This is a genomic window from Actinomyces graevenitzii C83 (assembly GCF_000239695.1).
GTDB classification, from domain to species: Bacteria; Actinomycetota; Actinomycetes; order Actinomycetales; family Actinomycetaceae; genus Actinomyces; species Actinomyces graevenitzii.
This window is the reverse complement of the sequence record NZ_JH470338.1, coordinates 1,301,275-1,318,197: the sequence shown is the minus strand read 5'-3', so window position 1 is coordinate 1,318,197 and position 16,923 is coordinate 1,301,275. Positions and strand designations below refer to the sequence as shown.

Genomic DNA, 16,923 nt, shown 5'->3' with positions numbered 1-16,923 from the left:
CCCCAAACCGGGCAGAAAGAAAGGTAGATAATGTCTATTTTTAAGCGTATTCGTACCAAGGCGCTTTCCCTAGGAGCAGCTGCAGCTCTGGCTGTTGGTGGCGTGCTAGTAGCTTCTCCGGCTCAGGCTGCTATGGCCTTCACCATCCACGCAAACGTCAACATCGAGTCCATGACCAACACGGTGTACCAGGTTGACGTCGCTGTTGACGGCGATAACGGCACTATTATCACCCAGGTGTGCCCCAACATTAAGGCTGCTATTCCGGCCACTGCGGGCACCACTACCGATGCTACGGTTGTTGATGGCACTGATGGCGGTAAGGTCTGCCGCCTGGTGGTGAAGGGCGACACCGTCAAGATCCTGGGTGGTAAGGAAGAAAAGGGCGAGTTCACCTTTGATGCTTCCACGCTAACTGGATCCTTATCCAGCCTGCAGGCTGTTGGTACCTACAAGATGGACATGAAGGTAACCTACCCCGGCGACGTAACCTCCGCTAAGGGCGGCACCATCTCCGGTAACACCGTAACCTTCGCTGATGGCACCACTGCTAGCACTATTACCGGTAAGGTCAGCGCCGAGAAGAAGGCTGAGCCCACCGCCACTGCTAAGGCCGCCGCTGCTGACAAGTCCTCTGACTCTGGCCTGTCCACCGGTCTGATCATCGGTGGCGTGGCTGCGGTTTTGGTGATCGCGATTGTGGTTGTGGCCGTAGTGGTCAGCTCCAAGCGCAAGCAGAAGATCGCCCAGGTCCGCTGAGCCTGCGAGCGCTTAAATAAATCGCCCCGGTTACCATTAAACGCGTCCAAGTTTCGGGACGCAGTTCAAGGTTACCGGGGCTTTTTATTGGTTTTTTTGGGGCCGACGGCGCCGTTTTAGCTGCCTGGGGTCGACGGCGCTACTGGGGTCGGCGGCGTCACTCTGGCTGCTGTTAGCTGGTGTGGGCGCGGCGGCGTCGCCAAAAACCAAATGCCGTCAGCGCAAAGACCGAGCCGACAATCAACCAAGACCACGGGCGTGAGGCCGAATACCAGGGCATGCCGCCATTACCAATCGCGTAACCTGAGGCGCTGACCCCAGTAGCCAGGATCTGCGGGCCGCTCCAAGTGACTTTGTGCCCCTGCACCTTGCCGCCGCCAGCGTCAATAACTGCGCCGGGGAAAGTTACTGTCAGTTTGGTGTCGATCAGTGACTTGTATTTTTCAACCACATCATCGCTGCCGCCGGATTTGCTAGAGCCGCCAGAGCTACCTGAGCCGCTCGAACCAGCTGAGCCGTTTGAACCGTTTGAGCTGCTGGAACCGTTTGCGCCAGTTGAGGTGCTGGCGCTAGGGGAAGCGCCGGCGGCCTCAGAGTCTCCGTCAGTGTTTACCCCGGGAATACGCACAAAAACCTTGTTACCCTGGCGCCACACTAGTGCGTTAGTGGCGCCGGTGGGGCTCGCCGAGGCGTTCGCGTTAGCTGAGGCATTGGCGGTGCTAGCGGCGCTGGCATTGGGGATCGGCTTAGTGGCGGCGGTGGCTACCGGAATGGATTTAAAGGTGAATTCGCAGCCAATACCCTCGTCGCCCTTGATGGACTTGACCTTAATTTCACTGCCCTTATTAGTGGCAATCGAGCTGCGCAGGGAACTAGCCAGCTGCTTGCACTGTGAAGTGCTGGTGATCTGCGAGGACGTGTTATCCACCATGCGGATGACGGCGTCGTAGGTGCCCTCTTCATGCACGGTTAGATCCATATGGGCCTGGCAGGCGCCAAGGGTAGGGACTAGGGCTAGGCAGGTTAGTGCCGCAAAACGCCTTCGGTTGGCTGATGCTCGCATAAAGCTATTTTCGCATGTTTAAGCGTTGGTAGTTTTAGTGTCGAGGGTAGAACGGTTGCGGCTTTGAATAAAGCAGTTATTTTCTCGACGCCGTCGGTGCCGGTTTTATGACGTGGTGTGGCTAAAAATGGGGCGTGTAGCTGCGTAAATATTCTGACGCCGCGTCTGGGACTTAAGGGTGAGTCATGTTACGGCAATTGAGCGTCTCAACTTAGCTAAAACTGCTTGAGTACAGGGCAGATAAAGGTTAGGCTGACCTTTCGGAAGTGAGTCTAGCCTAATAAAAGTAAGAGCATGTCCCTATTCTTTGCGAACTTTATTATCGCCCTGCGTGAGGGTCTAGAGGCCGCCCTGGTGGTAGGCGTGATTGCCGCCTACCTGGCCAAAATTGGTCGTCGAGACCTGTTTGGCAAGCTGACTTTAGGGGTGTTGGCCGCTGCGCTGGTGCCGCTAGCCATTGGCGCCATCTTGACCTGGGGTCCACAAACCCTAACCTTCCAGGCCCAAGAAATCATTGGTGGTTCACTATCGCTGGTGGCCGTGGCCATGGTTACCTGGATGATTTTCTGGATGGGCAAAAACTCGCGCCAAATGAGCCAAGGCCTGCGCGACAGCCTATCGGCCTCGCTAGAAAAAGACGGGCGAGGCTGGGGCATTATCTGGATCGCTATCTTCGCGGTAGGCCGTGAAGGTATCGAAACCGCCCTATTCATTTGGGCGACCGTGCGCTCAGCTGTAGAAAAATCCACGCCAGCTATCGCCGCCGGGGTGGTCGGTGGCCTGGTGGTGGCCATTGTGCTGGGCTACCTGATCTATCGCGGGGGAGTGCGCATTAACCTCTCCATGTTCTTCACGGTGACCGGCTACTTCCTGATTGTGGTGGCCGCCGGCATTATCTCCTACGGCTTTGGTGACCTTCAGGAAGCCTCGCTGCTGCCGGGCTGGGCTCACCACGCCTGGGACGTATCCAACTGGGTGCCCCAATCTTCGGTTAACCCGTTGCGTTGGCTTTACGAGGTCAGTGTGGCTTTGTTCCAGGTCAACCCCACCCCCACCTGGCTGCAGGTAATCGGCTGGAACATCTACTTCTGGCCCACCTTGTACTTCTTCGCCCGGGTGGCGCACGCCAAGTCGGGTAAAGCCCCCAAGGTGGAAAGCAAGGCCGAGTGAGGTAGCCGCAGCCTAAAAGACTTGTGGTCGACGGCGTCGGGAAGGAAGCTTGGCGACCACAGCAACTACCCCTTCCTTCCCAACCCAAAACCCATCCGACAAGGAAAAATAGATGATTACACGTCGAGTACGTGCCGCGCTGGTGGCGCTGCCGGTAGTCGCCCTGTCTGTCCTGGGCGGCTGCACTGCAAACAACCAGGGTGGCAGTGGCGGCACTAACGCAGCCGGCTCCAACACCATCAACGTCAAAATCACCGACAAGGGCTGCGAGGTTTCCTCCAAGTCCTTCCCCGCGGGCCAGGTGACCTTCAAGATCTCCAACGAGGGTACTGTCCCCAACGAGTTTGAGGTTTTGACCGAAAACAAGCTACAGATCGTCTCCGAAAAGGAGAACATCGGCCCGGGCACCTCCACCGAGCTAACCACCGCCCTCAAGGAAGGCACCTACTACAGCGCCTGCAAGCCCAACATGGTGGGTGCCCTGGTGGGAGCTACCCAGCTCAAGGTCACCAAGGGTAAGGAAGTGGCCGTCGGCGGCGACGTCAAGAAGCTTGAAGAGCAGGCCGTAGCCAACTACACCTCCTACGTTAAGGACCAGGTCGGTCAGCTACTAACCGCCACCAAGGCCTTCACCGCCGCCTACACCTCTGGTGACACCGCCAAGGCTAAGGAACTGTTCCCGCTAGCGCGCCAGCACTACGAGCGCATCGAGCCGACCGCTGAGAAGTTTGGTATCAAGGAAGCCGGTGACCTCGACGGCGCACTCGACGTGCGTATCCAGAACCTGTCTGCCGACGCCGGCAAGTCTGTCACCGACCCCGAGGTGCTCAAGAGCTGGACCGGTTGGCACCGCATCGAGGCCGACCTGTGGGGGGCCAGCCAGTTCAAGTTCGCCAGCGACGCTGACCGCAAGGCAGCCGCTACCAACCTGGAAGAAAACACCCAGAAACTCTACGACCTGGTTTACGGCAAGATCACCGGTGTGGACGGCAAGAAGTTTTCACTGACCATCAACGACGTAGTAACCGGCTCCGTTGACCTAGTCAACGAGGTGGCCGACACCAAGATTGTTGGTGAAGAAGACACCTTCTCCCACACTGACCTCTACGACTTCAAGGCCAACATTGAAGGCGCCGAGGTAGCCTACGGCAACGTCTCTGAAATCGTGGCCAAGTCCAACCCTGAGCTGGACAAGAAGATCAAGGCCAAGTTCAAGGCTGTACACAAGCTGATCGACTCCCACGCTGACGGTAAGACCACCGACGGTGCCACCAAGTACGTCGGCTACGACACCATCGCCTCCGTTCAGAAGGACGCCGGTGAGGCTCCCGCCAAGAACTCCTACACCAAGGCTCAGCAGCAGTTCTCCAGCGAGGTTGCCGCCCTGGCCAAGCAGCTAAGCGAGATCAGCGGCATCGTGCTGCACTGATAAACGCTGCTAACCACCGCGCCCACCCTGTTTAGCTAACACTTTGCTTAGGCTGAGCAGATTAAGGTAAGGCAAATGTGACTAAATAGCCCGCAGATTTAGTCCCTAAGGGCTGATCTGCGGGCTATTTACACCCATAATAGTGACTGGGAAATTTGTATTTAGCCAAGGAGAACCTAATGAGCAACAAGGCTACAGGCGCTGCCGAAAGCGCCAACACTCCCGCTGAAGCCGCCGCAGACGCAACCCAAAACGCGGCTGAAACGGCTAACGAAACCACCGGCGACGCCGTCGTCGCCACTGACAGCGGAGCAGACGAGAACAAAGCCGCCCACCACGTCTCACGCCGCGCCGCCTTCGGTTTTGCCGGAGCCGGCCTAGCCGCCGGAGCCCTAGCCGGCGCCGCCGGTGGCTACGCAGCCGGGGGAGAAGATGCCCCCGCAGATAAAATCCTGGACACCTATCCCTTCCGTGGCAAGCACCAGGCCGGCATCCTCACCCCCGCCCAAGACAACATGTTCTGCGCCGCCTTCGATGTCACCACCACAGACCCCGAAGAGCTCAAACAGCTGCTAAGCGACTGGACCGTAGCCGCACAGCAAATGACCGCCGGCGAACTAGTAGGCGGCGAACCCAGCGAAAACAAGCAGGCCGTGCCGCGCGACAGCGGTGAAGCCTGGGGTTACAAGCCCAACGGGCTAACCATCACCTTCGGGTTCGGGCGCTCGCTGTTTGTAGACAGCGACGGCAAAGACCGCTTCGGCATTGCCAAAAAGATGCCCAAGATCCTGTCTGAGGGCATGCCCAAATTCGCTAACGAAAACATCCGCGCTGCTGATTCAGACGGTGACCTGCTGGTGCAGGCCTGCTCGAACGACTCCCAGGTGTGTGTGCACGCCATTCGCAACCTAAACCGTATTGCCATGGGCACGGCCAAAATGCGCTGGAGCCAGACCGGTTATGGACGCACCTCCTCCACCTCGGTAGCCCAGGAAACCCCGCGTAACCTGTTTGGCTTCAAGGACGGCACCAACAACATTAAGTCTGAAGACGGAGACGCCAAGCTAAACGAGCACCTGTGGGTGCAAAAGGGAGATGACAGCGGCGCAGACTGGATGACGGGCGGCACCTACTTTGTGGTGCGCAAAATCCACATGTTCGCTGAGATGTGGGACAACCTGCGTCTAATCGAGCAGGAACAAACCTTTGGGCGCGACAAGCGTTACGGTGCCCCGCTTAACGTTACGGCTCCTACCAGCGGCAAAGACGAGTTCAAGCCGATCGACTTCAAGGCTAAGAACAAGGAGGGCGAGCTGGAGGTGCCCGAAGACTCGCACATCGCCATCGTTAACCCCGAGCAAAATAAGGGGCGCTGGATGCTGCGTCGCGGCTACAACTACACCGAAGGTTCAGACGCACTAGGGCGTTTGAGTGCAGGTCTGTTCTTCATTGCCTTCGTGCGTGACCCGCGCACAAACTTCTACCCGATCTTGGACAAGATGACTCAAAAGGACGCCCTGAGTGAATATTTGCAGCACCAGGCACGCGCCCTGTTTGCGATTCCTGCCGGGATCGGTCAGTCAGACACTATGGTGGGGCAAGCCTTATTTAGCTAAACCCACCCAGCTAGGGCGTGTTTCCTAGCAGCTTAGAAGCTTTTTGTTGGCTTTTGAGTAGTTCAGGCGCAGGTAAATCTCGCGGTTTATCTGCGCCTTTTCTATGTATGTGACATGAACCATAGGACTTTTGGGAAGAAGTGACCGGGGCTATTGAGAGAGAATAAGCAAGTTAACAGGCGCAAGCCAAAGATAAATAAGCACCCCCAAGGAAGGGAATCATATGACTGTCACCGCGCAGGACGTTCGCGCCGCTGCTCCGGCCAACGCTCCCGAAGACGTCATTGCTTTTGCTACCCGTATCGCTGAACTAGGTAAGCCTGAGAAGGTTTACTTCTGCGATGGTAGCCAGGAAGAGTGGGACCGTCTGACCAGCGAAATGGTTGAGTCCGGCATGTTCACTCGCCTAAACCCCGAGAAGCGCCCTAACTCCTTCCTGGCCCGTTCGCTGCCCAGCGACGTCGCCCGCGTGGAGTCGCGCACCTTCATCTGCTCTGAGAAGGAAGAAGACGCCGGCCCGACCAACCACTGGTACGACCCGGTTGAGATGAAGAAGATCCTCAACGAGAAGTTTGACGGCACCTACGCCGGCCGCACCATGTACGTGATCCCCTTCTCCATGGGTCCCCTCGGCGGCCCCATCTCCCAGCTGGGTATTGAGATCACCGACTCCCCCTACGTGGTAGTCAACATGCGCATCATGGCCCGCATTGGCACCAAGGCCATGGACCTGATCAACGAAGGCCGCCCCTGGGTTCCCGCCGTGCACTCTGTAGGTGCCCCGCTGGCTCCCGGTCAGGAAGACACCACCTGGCCTTGCAACGAGGAAAAGTACATCACCCACTTCCCCGAGACCAACGAGATTTGGTCCTACGGTTCCGGTTACGGCGGCAACGCCCTGCTGGGCAAGAAGTGCTACGCCCTGCGTATCGCCTCCACCATGGCCCGCCGCGACGGCTGGATGGCCGAGCACATGCTGATTCTGCGTCTGACCGATGAGGCCAGCGGCAAGCAGTACCACGTAACTGCCGCCTTCCCCAGCGCCTGCGGTAAGACCAACCTGGCCATGCTCCAGCCCACCATCCCGGGCTACAAGGTTGAGACCATTGGTGACGACATCGCCTGGATGCGTCCTGGTGAGGACGGCAGCCTGCGCGCCATCAACCCCGAGGCTGGCTTCTTCGGCGTCGCCCCCGGCACCAGCTACAAGACCAACCCGATGGCCATGGACACCATGAAGGCCAACACCATCTTCACCAACGTTGCTTTGACCGACGACGGCGACGTTTGGTGGGAGGGCATTGACGCTCCACTGCCCGAGCACCTGATCGACTGGCACGGCAATGACTACACCCCGGCTGACGCTGCCGAGGGTAAGAAGGCCGCTCACCCCAACTCTCGCTTCACCACCCCGGCTGCTCAGTGCCCGATCATCTGTGGTGACTGGGAAGCCCCCGAGGGTGTAGCCATCGACGCCATCCTCTTCGGTGGCCGCCGCGCCACCAACGTGCCGCTGGTAGCCGAGCAGTACGAACCCGCTCACGGCGTGTTCATCGGTGCTTCCGTGGCCTCTGAGGTCACCGCTGCCGCCACCGACGTTAAGGCCGGCTCCCTGCGCCACGACCCCTTCGCTATGCTGCCCTTCTGCGGTTACAACATGGCCGACTACTGGGGCCACTGGCTGGAGATGCAGGACAAGGTTGGCGACAAGTTCCCCAAGGTTTACCAGGTCAACTGGTTCCGTAAGGACGAGGACGGCAACTTCCTGTGGCCTGGATACGGCGAGAACAGCCGTGTTCTGGACTGGATCGTGCGTCGCGCCGCTGGCCAGGTAGAGGCCATCGACGGCGTCACCGGCCGCTACCCCAAGTTCGAGGACTTCAACCTTGAGGGCCTGGACGAGGTAGACGAGGCTGCTTGGAACAAGCTCTTCGCTATCGACCCCGAGGCTTGGGCCGCTGAGATGGACTCCACCGAGGAGTACCTGGCTCAGTTCGGTGACAAGGTTCCCGCCGAGATCACCGCTCAGCTGGCCAAGTTCCGTGAGCGCATCGCCGCCGCCAAGTGAGCGCTGCTAGTAACAACTAGCAAGTAACCAGCTAGCCAAGCGCTAACACAGCAGCTGCTTACCAGTTAGCTGGCCGCTAACCATAGATAGTTCCCCCCGCCCACTGGGCGGGGGGAAACTTTTATTTAACTATCGTTAATTAACTACTAACGGGTATTTGGGACCGTTAGCGGTTTAATTAGGGACGGTGAGCGGCTAAAGTGGGTACGTGAAAATCCTGCTTCTGGGCTCTGGTGCACGTGAACATGCGCTGGCCCGTGCCTTATCCCGTGACCCTGAAACCACTGAACTTGTTGTAGCGCCGGGTAACCCCGGTACTGCGCAGATCGCTACTAACTTGTTCATTGACCCCAACAGCCCTGACGAAGTAGTCACCTTGGCCCGTGAAATGGGGGCTGACCTGGTGGTGGTGGGCCCGGAGGCGCCACTGGTAGCAGGCGTGGCCGATGCTTTGCGTCAGGCAGATATTGCGGTGTTTGGGCCCAGTAAGGCGGCTGCTCGCCTGGAGGGTTCTAAGGCTTTCGCTAAGGAAGTTATGGCCTCCGCCCATGTGCCTACCGCCAGTGCCCGCATTGTCACCAGCCCTGACCAGCTAGAGCAGGCTTTGGATGAGTTTGGTGCCCCCTATGTGGTCAAGGAAGACGGGCTAGCTGCCGGTAAGGGGGTTGTGGTTACTTCTGACCGTGACGCGGCGCTTAAGCACGGCCTGGCTTGCCTAGAGCGCGAGGGCGGCGCCGTGGTGGTTGAGGATTACCTAGACGGCCCCGAGGCCTCGGTTTTCTGTGTTTGTGACGGGCGCACTGTGCGCGCACTGAGCCCCGCTCAGGACTTTAAGCGTATTGGTGACGGCGACGCCGGCCCGAACACGGGTGGTATGGGTTCGTACACGCCGCTGCCTTGGGCCCCGGATGACCTGGGTCAGCAGGTGATAGAGCAGGTGGCGCAGCCGGTGGTTGACGAGATGGCTCGCCGAGGCACGCCTTTTATTGGCCTGCTTTACTGTGGCCTGGCGCTAACCAGCAAGGGTATGCGCGTGGTGGAGTTTAACGTGCGTTTTGGTGACCCTGAGACTCAGGCTGTGCTGGCGCGTCTAGACTCTTCGCTGCCCCAGCTGTTGCATGCGGCTGCGGTGGGGCACCTTGATCAGGTGGCTGAGCCTCGCTGGAGTGATAAGGCTGCGGTTGACGTGGTTATTTCCGCTGCCGGCTACCCCTCCACCCCCACCACTGGGGATGTAATCACCGGTATTGAGCAGGCTGAAGCTGACCCTGACGTGCATGTGCTGCACGCGGGAACTGCCCGTAATGACGACAACGAGCTAGTTACCGCCGGTGGCCGGGTGCTGTCGGTGGTGGCTTTGGGTGAAGATGTGGCCGCAGCGCGCGCTAAGGCTTACGCGGCGGTAAGCAAGATTAAGTTCGACGGCGCCTATCACCGCAGTGATATCGCCGCCCCCGCCTATGTGGAGCGTTAAAAATGGGAATTGAACTACCTGCCGCACCGGTCCTAGATGGCTGGAAGCACCTGGTTTCCGGCAAGGTCCGTGACGTTTACGTGCCTGCCCCCGAGGGGCCCTGGGAGGGTGAGGATGTGCTGCTGGTGGTGGCCAGTGACCGCATCAGCGCCTATGACTATGTGCTTAGCTCGCAGATTCCCGACAAGGGCAAGGTGCTAACTGCCCTGAGCGTGTGGTGGTTTGAGCAGCTGGAGCAGGTAGTACCTAACCACCTGCTGTCGCTGGATGTGCCCGCGCAGGTGGCTGGGCGCGCCATGATTTGCCGCCGCCTGGACATGTATCCGGTTGAGTGCGTAGCTCGCGGCTACCTAACCGGCTCTGGACTGGTTGAATACCGCGCCGGCCAGCAGGTGTGTGGGGTGGCTTTGCCGCCTGGTTTGGTGGAGGCCTCGCCGCTGCCGGAGCCGATTTTCACCCCTGCCGCCAAGGCTGAGCTGGGCGATCACGACGAGAATGTTTCCTTTGAACGGGTGGCGCAAATGGTTGGCCTAGAACCGGCCCAGGCGCTGCGCCAGGCCACCTTGGAGCTGTACACGCGTGCCGCTGATATCGCTAAGCAGCGTGGCATTATCTTGGCTGACACCAAGTTTGAATTTGGGCGCGGTAGCCAGGGTGAACTGGTTTTGGGTGACGAGGTGCTGACCCCTGATTCTTCCCGTTTCTGGCCGGCTGACCAGTGGGTTGAGGGTCAGGTGACGCCTTCTTATGACAAGCAGTTTGTGCGTGACTGGCTAGCTAAGGAAAGCGGCTGGGATCGCAACAGTGGCCAGCAGCCCCCGGCCTTGCCTGAGCAGGTAGTTGAGCGCACCCGCGAGCGCTACCTGGAGGCCTATGAGCGCCTGACCGGCAAGCCCCTGGCCCTGTAACAACCACTGCCGCCCCCGTAGGCCCAGCGTTGCTTGCCGCGCCACAGTCATGGTTGCCGCTTGCCGCGCTGCTAAGTGCGTGCTTGGCTGTGCTGGGGCCCTGGTTGCTGTCTGATGCGCCGTGGCTGTAGCGGCTAGATACAGATTTGGGTGGGATGCTTTAAGCGTCCCACCCAAAAGTGTTTTTAGGGCCGGGCAAGGTTTTTGGTTACCGTTTCCTTGCCCGGCGCCTTTGGTTTAGCTTTGGCGACGACGCCGGGCCAGCAGCAAGCCGCCGCTAGCCAGTGCCGCTAGGGCCACTAAACCAATCGCAAGGTTGGCCCCGGTGTGGGCCAGCAAGCCATTGGAGTAGCGGGCCTGGCCAGGGGTCGGGTTTAGCGTGATCCGCTGTCCAGGCAGCAAGGACGGCTTAGTCGAGGGCAGCGCACTGGCGCGGTTGGAAGCGCTGGGTAGGGCGCTAGGCCGGCCTGTGGGAGCCGCGGTGGGCTTAGCCGTGGGTGCTGCGGTAGCGGTCGGAGCCGGGCTAGCTGTGGGTGCCGGGGCAGCGGTTGGTACTGGGCTGGCCGTGGGGGTAGCGCTAGCGGTGGGGCTAGGCGCTGCGGTAACGGTTGGAGCCGCAGTGGGTGTCGGGCTAGCCGTGGGAGTAGCCGTCGGCGTGGCGGTGGGCGTTACCGTTGGTGCCGGGCTGGCCGTGGGGGCTGGGGACGCAGTGGGCGCAACCGTCGGGGTGGGGGTGGGCGCCGGCGTCGAGCCTGGCTGAGGATCACCCGCACGCCAAGCCCGGTAAGAAAACTCCAAAATGTTGGGCAAAACCTCGCCCTTAATGGAAGTTAGCCGAATCGCCTTAACCGGGCCCTCAACCGCAAACACCTGATAGTGCTTGGCGGCGTCGGCACTACCCAAAACCACCCAACTACCGTCGCTGCGCTGGTACTCAACCGTGGCCCCAACCTGGCCGGCCACAACCACACTCACCTTGCCGCTAGCCGCCTGGGGTAGTTCACGCACCAAATTAGCGTCCTCAGGCACCTGGGTGGCCACCAAAGCCGTAGCCCCCTTAGCGTCAACCGCATTATCTAGCGGGTGGTCCTTAGCGCTAACCAAAGTGGTAGACAGGCCCTTAGTGGGGCTAGAAACCTGGAACTCGCGGATCTGCACCCAAGCCCCATTACCGTTAGCCGCAGTGGCCTTCAGGCGCACATAACGCGCCATAGTGCCGGCGGGCGCCTTAGCCGTAATCTCAGCCTGGTTAGTGAACTGGCCCAGTGAAGTCCAGTTAGAGCCATCACCAGAAACCTCAACCTCAGCGTTATAGATCATGTCGCCAGTTTGCGAAGCACTACGGCCCTGGCTGACATGCACCAAACCAATCTCCTGCTCGCTACCAAGATCAAGCTGGAAATAAGAACCCGGCTGTGGGGCAGAGTTAGACCAGTAGAAAGTGTCCTCCCGGCCATCAACCGCATTAGCGGGCACATAGCTCTCCCAAGTGCCCATAGTGGTAGAAGCCTCGGTTACCTTCAAGGCGGCCCCGCCCTTAGCGGGAGTCAAAGCAGCCCACTTATCCCAAGCCTTGGCGGCATCGTCCACGAAAGCGTTAAAGACGCCGTCGCCTACAGAAGCCGTAATAGAAGCGGGCTTAACCGTAAAGTCCGAATCCATATCATCTACGCGGGGCGCAAGCGCGCTTTGTTGTGAGGCTTGCATCGCCATCAGGGCGCTAGTGGCCTGCTCCCCATTATTGGCGCCAATAGCCAAATAAACATCCACAGCCGACTCGCTGGCCTTAGCCCAATCGCGGGCCGCCTCCAGCCAAGGCTTAATGTCATTGTAAAAACCTTTAGATTCCATCTTGGCAAGCAGCTGCGGGGCCTGCTGGATCAGCTGCAAACGCGCACGCAAAGTAGCGGCAGTGGACTTAATCGTGGCCGCATTGCCGCTAGCTAAAGCATCCTTAAAAGCCTTAACGTCGCTAGACAGCTGCGGGGCGCTTTGCGAAGAAGCCCGGTAAGGCTTCCACGACTGGTTAAGATCCACAAACGCATCAAGCGCCTTAGTTACCTGGCCATCACTGGTGCCAGCCAGCTCCGCCAAAGCCGCCTTAAACGAGACCTGAGCGTCATACTTAGGTCCATTCCAGGTGTAATCACCATAGTTAGCTAGCGACGGTAGCGAAGCATAAGGCTGAATCATGGGGTTAGAGGTGAAACCGTCAATGTACTTGTACAGGTTAGGGTCACGGCCCTCCAAGGGGTTAAGGAACAGTCGCCCCCGCTGGCCATCATTAACCGGGAAGTTATCCCAAATAAACAGGTGCTTATTGTTGTAGGTGGTGGCCGCCTTAGTCACCTGGTCAACGGTGATCTGGTCAGAGAAAACCCCCATCCCAGTCCACTGCATCCGAATATCCTGGTGCAAACGCTCACCCTGAGCCGTCTTAAACGGGTCAGTGGCGTTACCCGAATAGTTAGTGGGCACCATCATCAAATCATTGAGGTGGTTGGCCTTAACGTACTCAGTTTGCACCTTGTTCAGGTAGTAAGACTGGGCGTCAGCCAGCTGCGTCCAAGGCCCCCGCGAAGGGAACTGGGTGGCGTCAGAGTCACAGTTCAAACGCGGGTTAATGTCGTCCAAAGCGATATAGAACGAGCGCACCCCAATCTTGCGCAGCTGCTCAAACTTAGCCACCGTGGCGTCATAGTCACTTTGCTGGCCATAACAAATGTCGTTACCGGGGGAGAGGGCAAACACAAAATCCACGTGGTTAGCGTTAGCGGTATCCACCAGCTCCTTAAGCTTAGCCAGCTCCGCCTGCGGATACAGCTCACGCCACTTAGCGCGCAGATAAGCGTCATCCTTAGGGGTGTAAATGTAGGTATTCATCTTGTGCTTGCCAGAGAAAGCCAAAATATCCTGGCGAGCCTGGTGAGACCAGGGAATACCGTAAAAACCCTCAATCGTGCCGCGCACACTCATCAGCGGCCAGTCGCGCACCGTGGCGTGATAGAGCTTGCCGTCTTTAACCAGCTGACGCAGCGTTTGCACGCCATAGTAAGCGCCGCGCGTATCAGAGCCGGTAATAGTGACGCTATTACCCTCAGCTTTAAGCAGGTAGCCCTCAGCGTGCTTAGGGGCCTGGCCAGCGCCGTCGCCCTGCTCACCAGAAGCAGCCACCTTAACCGTGACCTTCAGCGTGGCCGCAGCCGCACTAGTAACCTGCAAATTATTGGCTTTAGCTAAAGCATTCAGCGTAGCTTTAGTGGGCTCGTCCTGGTTTTGCACATCAAAATGCACCGTAGTGGACTTAAACGTGGCAGCGCCGCTACCCCAACTCAGTGACTGGGGAACAGGCAAAACCTGGGGATGGGAATCGGCTTGGGTGGGGCTAGCCGGCACAGCTACCGGACCAGTTGCGACGGCTACCGGGGCCAGACCCGTCAAAGTCATAGCCACAACAGCCAATCCGGCCGCCCAACGACGCCGAGGCAAAGTTAGACGCATTATGTCCTCTTCATCGAGATTAATGGATGCGTGGTCAGCGGCCGTTTCCACAGCGAAACAAAGGGGGCGGGGCAGGCCACGCGCGGTCAACACCAGTCTAAAGTATTAGTTACTTACTTTCCCGCTCGCCTCAGGCAGCCAACCAAACCAATAAATTGAGATATACAACGCCTGGCAAGTATGTAGTTTGTCCGTTGGTGCTAGTAACCTGGTAGTGACTTACGCCCGCCCATACAGGAGAAACCATGGGACGCATTGTTGTTGAAGTTATGCCTAAGCCGGAAATCCTAGACCCCCAAGGTAAAGCCGTAGTGGGTTCCCTACCGCGACTAGGCTTCGAACAGTTCACCGCGGTGCGTCAAGGGCGCCGCTTCGAACTAACCGTAGAAGGCGAAGTAACCGAAGCAGACCTAGCCGCCGCCCGCGAAGCCGCCGACAAGCTGCTGAGCAACCCCATCATTGAAGACGTGGTTTCTGTTCGCGCTGAGGAGGCCTAAACCTTGGCACGTATCGGTGTAATCACCTTCCCCGGCACCCTCGACGACGTCGACGCCCTACGCGCCGTACGCCTAGCCGGAGCCGAACCCGTCAGCCTCTGGCACAAAGACGCCGACCTACACGCAGTCGACGCCGTAGTAGTACCCGGCGGCTTCTCATACGGCGACTACCTACGCTGCGGCGCCATCGCCCGCTTCGCCCCGGTAATGCAAGAAGTAATCGACGCCGCCAACCAAGGCATGCCCGTACTAGGCATCTGCAACGGCTTCCAAATCCTCACCGAAGCCCACCTACTACCCGGCGCCCTAATCCGCAACGACCACCAAAAATTCATCTGCCGCGAGCAGAAACTACGGATCGAAAACGCCAACACCGCCTGGACCAACGCCTTTAGCGCCGGCCAGGAAATCGTGGTCCCCATGAAGAACGGTGAAGGCAACTTCATCGCCTCCGACGAAGACCTAGACCGCCTCGAAGGCGAAGGCCGCGTAGTCTTCCGCTACCTAGGCGGCAACCCCAACGGCTCCGCCCGCGACATCGCCGGCGTAACCAACGAACGCGGCAACGTAGTGGGCCTCATGCCCCACCCCGAACACGCCGTAGAACCCGGCTTCGGCCCCACCGGCGCCGGCGGCCTACGCACCGGCGTTGACGGCCTAGGCGTATTCGCCTCCGTCCTAAACGCAGTGCTAGCCACCGCCTGATCAGCCAGGTAGCCGGCCACTCAGAGCTAGCCAGGCGCCAAAGCTGGGACGGCCCAGGCCAGCTGGCGCTCGCGGTTAGCCAGCGCTCGCGGTTTACCAGCGGACATTCGCGGATGGCCGGCGCTCGCGGCTAACAGCCAGGCGCAACAGCTAGAAGTGGAGGCAGCCCCGTCAGGGGCTGCCTCCACCAGTTTTAGCGTTCGTCTTTTAGCGTTCGTCCACCATGGTGGCGATAAGCTCCAGCCAGTCACGCAAGTGGCGGTCCGGCAGGTAATTAGCGCGCACAGATTCATGGGCCGCCAGGCCCATTTCCGCCGACTGCTGTGGGAAACGCAGTACCTCAGCTACGGCTTGGCCCCAGCTGTAGGCAGACAGGCCCGGCACCAACACCCCGTTGACGCCGTCGTCGATCTGCTCAATCAAGCCACCCACCTGGGCGGCCACCACCACGGCCTTCTTCCACATGGCTTCAGTGACCGGTAAACCGAAACCCTCCTGGCGGCTCATCAGCGTAATCACCGTGCTAGTGCGCTGCAAAGCGTTAACAATCAGCGCATTTACCTCGTGGTCAAGCATTGGGATAGCGGCCACATGCACCCGCTCAGCCAGCGACGGCGGCAGCACCGCATGGGCGTCAAGCACCTGCGCCAACACCCTGGCCGCCTCAGAAGGATGCCCGTTGTGGGGAGCTAGCTGCGGCTCGCCACTAGCGCTGTTAACCACCCTGGTAGTTTGCCGGCTCTTACTATCCAAAGCCGGCCCCACCAGCAGCAAGTGCACGTCGTCGGCAAGCAGCTCACGGTCAGCGGCAAAAGCCTCAATCAGCTGCACATTGCCTTTAAGCGCAGACCAGCGTGAAACCTGCGTAACCACGCGGGCCCCTTGGGGAACCGGGCCGCCGGCCAGCATCACGCCGTCAAGCTTCTCAATCACCCCCGGGCGCCCATCCTCACGTATGAAAGGCACCGCATCAAAGGGAGCTACGCCGTCGAAAATTCCTGCTAAACGCACAATTGACAAGGACTCATCCAAGTCCAAAACGCGGTTTTTCGGGGAGTCGGGAACAATAGAAGGGGCAATCACGTCGCAGCTGTCCGGCGGGGCAAATGGCGGGCGGTACACATCACGGGTGAACACCATGCGGTTGGCCCAGTCCAGATAAGGCTCCAGGAAACTCCAGGCCAGCTGGCTGTGCTCGTTTAGATCCTCAGTGCCGCCGTGGCAGCGCCACACCACCCAGGCCCCCGCCTCAGAGAAAGCCTGGGCTAGGCCAGCGGTGGCCGCCTCATGCAGCACCACAATGTCGCCATTGGAAATCTCATCCACCAGGTTTTCCGCGTTCGAGGACAACACGTGCTCATAAAGATCACGTTCCTTGTCACGCAAGACCCCGCCGTCGCCGTCGTAGCCATGCAGCCAGTTGTCTAGTCGCTCGCTTAAAACTCTAAACGGGGCGGGCATATCCAGCTGATACCAGCGGGTGTCTATGCCCGCATCCAGTGCCAGCGCGGTAATAGTTTCTACTGCCTCGGCCACACCTGAGTCAGCAGCGGCGCTGGGGGTGATGTTGAAAATAGTGCGTCCCTGACCTAGGCGGCGTCCGGCGTCGACGACGGCGTCCAGGCGCTTCGTGGCCGCGTCGCTGAGGTGGCTCGCTAACTCCGCTAAGGGGCGAGGGGTAACGTCGATGTTCCTCATGACACCAGTCCAACATCATTTGCTTGTGGTGCACA

12 protein-coding genes are annotated in these 16,923 nt (G+C 59.3%); 9 read left to right on the top strand and 3 right to left on the bottom strand.

From position 1 onward, the window contains the following. The first annotated feature begins 30 nt into the window (after positions 1 to 30). A complete protein-coding gene (locus tag HMPREF0045_RS05630; RefSeq protein ID WP_005986334.1) occupies positions 31 to 759 on the top strand; it encodes a hypothetical protein in 729 nt (242 codons plus the stop codon). 172 nt (positions 760 to 931) lie between these two features. Here the strand turns inward: HMPREF0045_RS05630 and HMPREF0045_RS09660 are convergent, their stop codons facing one another. Then, positions 932 to 1,822 (bottom strand): LppM family (lipo)protein, encoded by an 891-nt coding sequence (locus HMPREF0045_RS09660; protein WP_155813104.1) that lies wholly within the window; start codon positions 1,820 to 1,822, stop codon positions 932 to 934. 294 nt (positions 1,823 to 2,116) lie between these two features. Between HMPREF0045_RS09660 and efeU the strand changes: the two genes are divergently transcribed. The 6 genes from efeU to HMPREF0045_RS05595 all read left to right on the top strand — a co-directional run bounded on the left by efeU (position 2,117) and on the right by HMPREF0045_RS05595 (position 10,487). After that, a complete protein-coding gene (efeU, locus tag HMPREF0045_RS05620; RefSeq protein WP_005986330.1) occupies positions 2,117 to 2,992 on the top strand; it encodes an iron uptake transporter permease EfeU in 876 nt (291 codons plus the stop codon). 112 nt (positions 2,993 to 3,104) lie between these two features. Further along, positions 3,105 to 4,421, top strand: coding sequence for an iron uptake system protein EfeO (efeO, locus tag HMPREF0045_RS05615; protein WP_005986328.1), 1,317 nt, complete (start codon positions 3,105 to 3,107; stop codon positions 4,419 to 4,421). Between the two features lie 179 nt (positions 4,422 to 4,600). After that, positions 4,601 to 6,037: an iron uptake transporter deferrochelatase/peroxidase subunit gene (gene efeB, locus HMPREF0045_RS05610; RefSeq protein WP_005986326.1), complete on the top strand. Its 1,437-nt coding sequence runs from the start codon at positions 4,601 to 4,603 to the stop codon at positions 6,035 to 6,037. A gap of 223 nt (positions 6,038 to 6,260) precedes the next feature. Continuing rightward, positions 6,261 to 8,105, top strand: a complete 1,845-nt coding sequence (locus tag HMPREF0045_RS05605; protein WP_005986325.1) for a phosphoenolpyruvate carboxykinase (GTP) — start codon at positions 6,261 to 6,263, stop codon at positions 8,103 to 8,105. 208 nt (positions 8,106 to 8,313) lie between these two features. After that, positions 8,314 to 9,579 (top strand): phosphoribosylamine--glycine ligase, encoded by a 1,266-nt coding sequence (gene purD, locus HMPREF0045_RS05600; protein ID WP_005986323.1) that lies wholly within the window; start codon positions 8,314 to 8,316, stop codon positions 9,577 to 9,579. 2 nt (positions 9,580 to 9,581) lie between these two features. Next, positions 9,582 to 10,487, top strand: coding sequence for a phosphoribosylaminoimidazolesuccinocarboxamide synthase (locus HMPREF0045_RS05595; protein ID WP_005986322.1), 906 nt, complete (start codon positions 9,582 to 9,584; stop codon positions 10,485 to 10,487). Positions 10,488 to 10,724: 237 nt separating this feature from the next. Here HMPREF0045_RS05595 and HMPREF0045_RS10120 read toward each other — a convergent pair whose 3' ends face one another. Further along, entirely contained in the window at positions 10,725 to 13,988 is a 3,264-nt protein-coding gene (locus HMPREF0045_RS10120; RefSeq protein ID WP_005986321.1) for a beta-N-acetylglucosaminidase domain-containing protein, read from the bottom strand. Between the two features lie 245 nt (positions 13,989 to 14,233). Here HMPREF0045_RS10120 and purS point away from each other — a divergent pair, with 245 nt between their 5' ends. Together purS and purQ are read left to right on the top strand one after the other, a co-directional pair. Continuing rightward, a complete protein-coding gene (gene purS, locus HMPREF0045_RS05580; protein ID WP_005986320.1) occupies positions 14,234 to 14,485 on the top strand; it encodes a phosphoribosylformylglycinamidine synthase subunit PurS in 252 nt (83 codons plus the stop codon). Between the two features lie 3 nt (positions 14,486 to 14,488). Further along, positions 14,489 to 15,190, top strand: coding sequence for a phosphoribosylformylglycinamidine synthase subunit PurQ (gene purQ / locus HMPREF0045_RS05575; RefSeq protein WP_005986319.1), 702 nt, complete (start codon positions 14,489 to 14,491; stop codon positions 15,188 to 15,190). Positions 15,191 to 15,397: 207 nt separating this feature from the next. On the opposite strand, the gene HMPREF0045_RS05570 is transcribed toward purQ, so the two are convergent. Beyond that, positions 15,398 to 16,888 carry a glycosyltransferase gene (locus HMPREF0045_RS05570; RefSeq protein WP_005986318.1) on the bottom strand — a complete coding sequence of 497 codons (1,491 nt, stop codon included), beginning with the start codon at positions 16,886 to 16,888 and terminating at the stop codon, positions 15,398 to 15,400. Positions 16,889 to 16,923 lie beyond the last annotated feature (35 nt).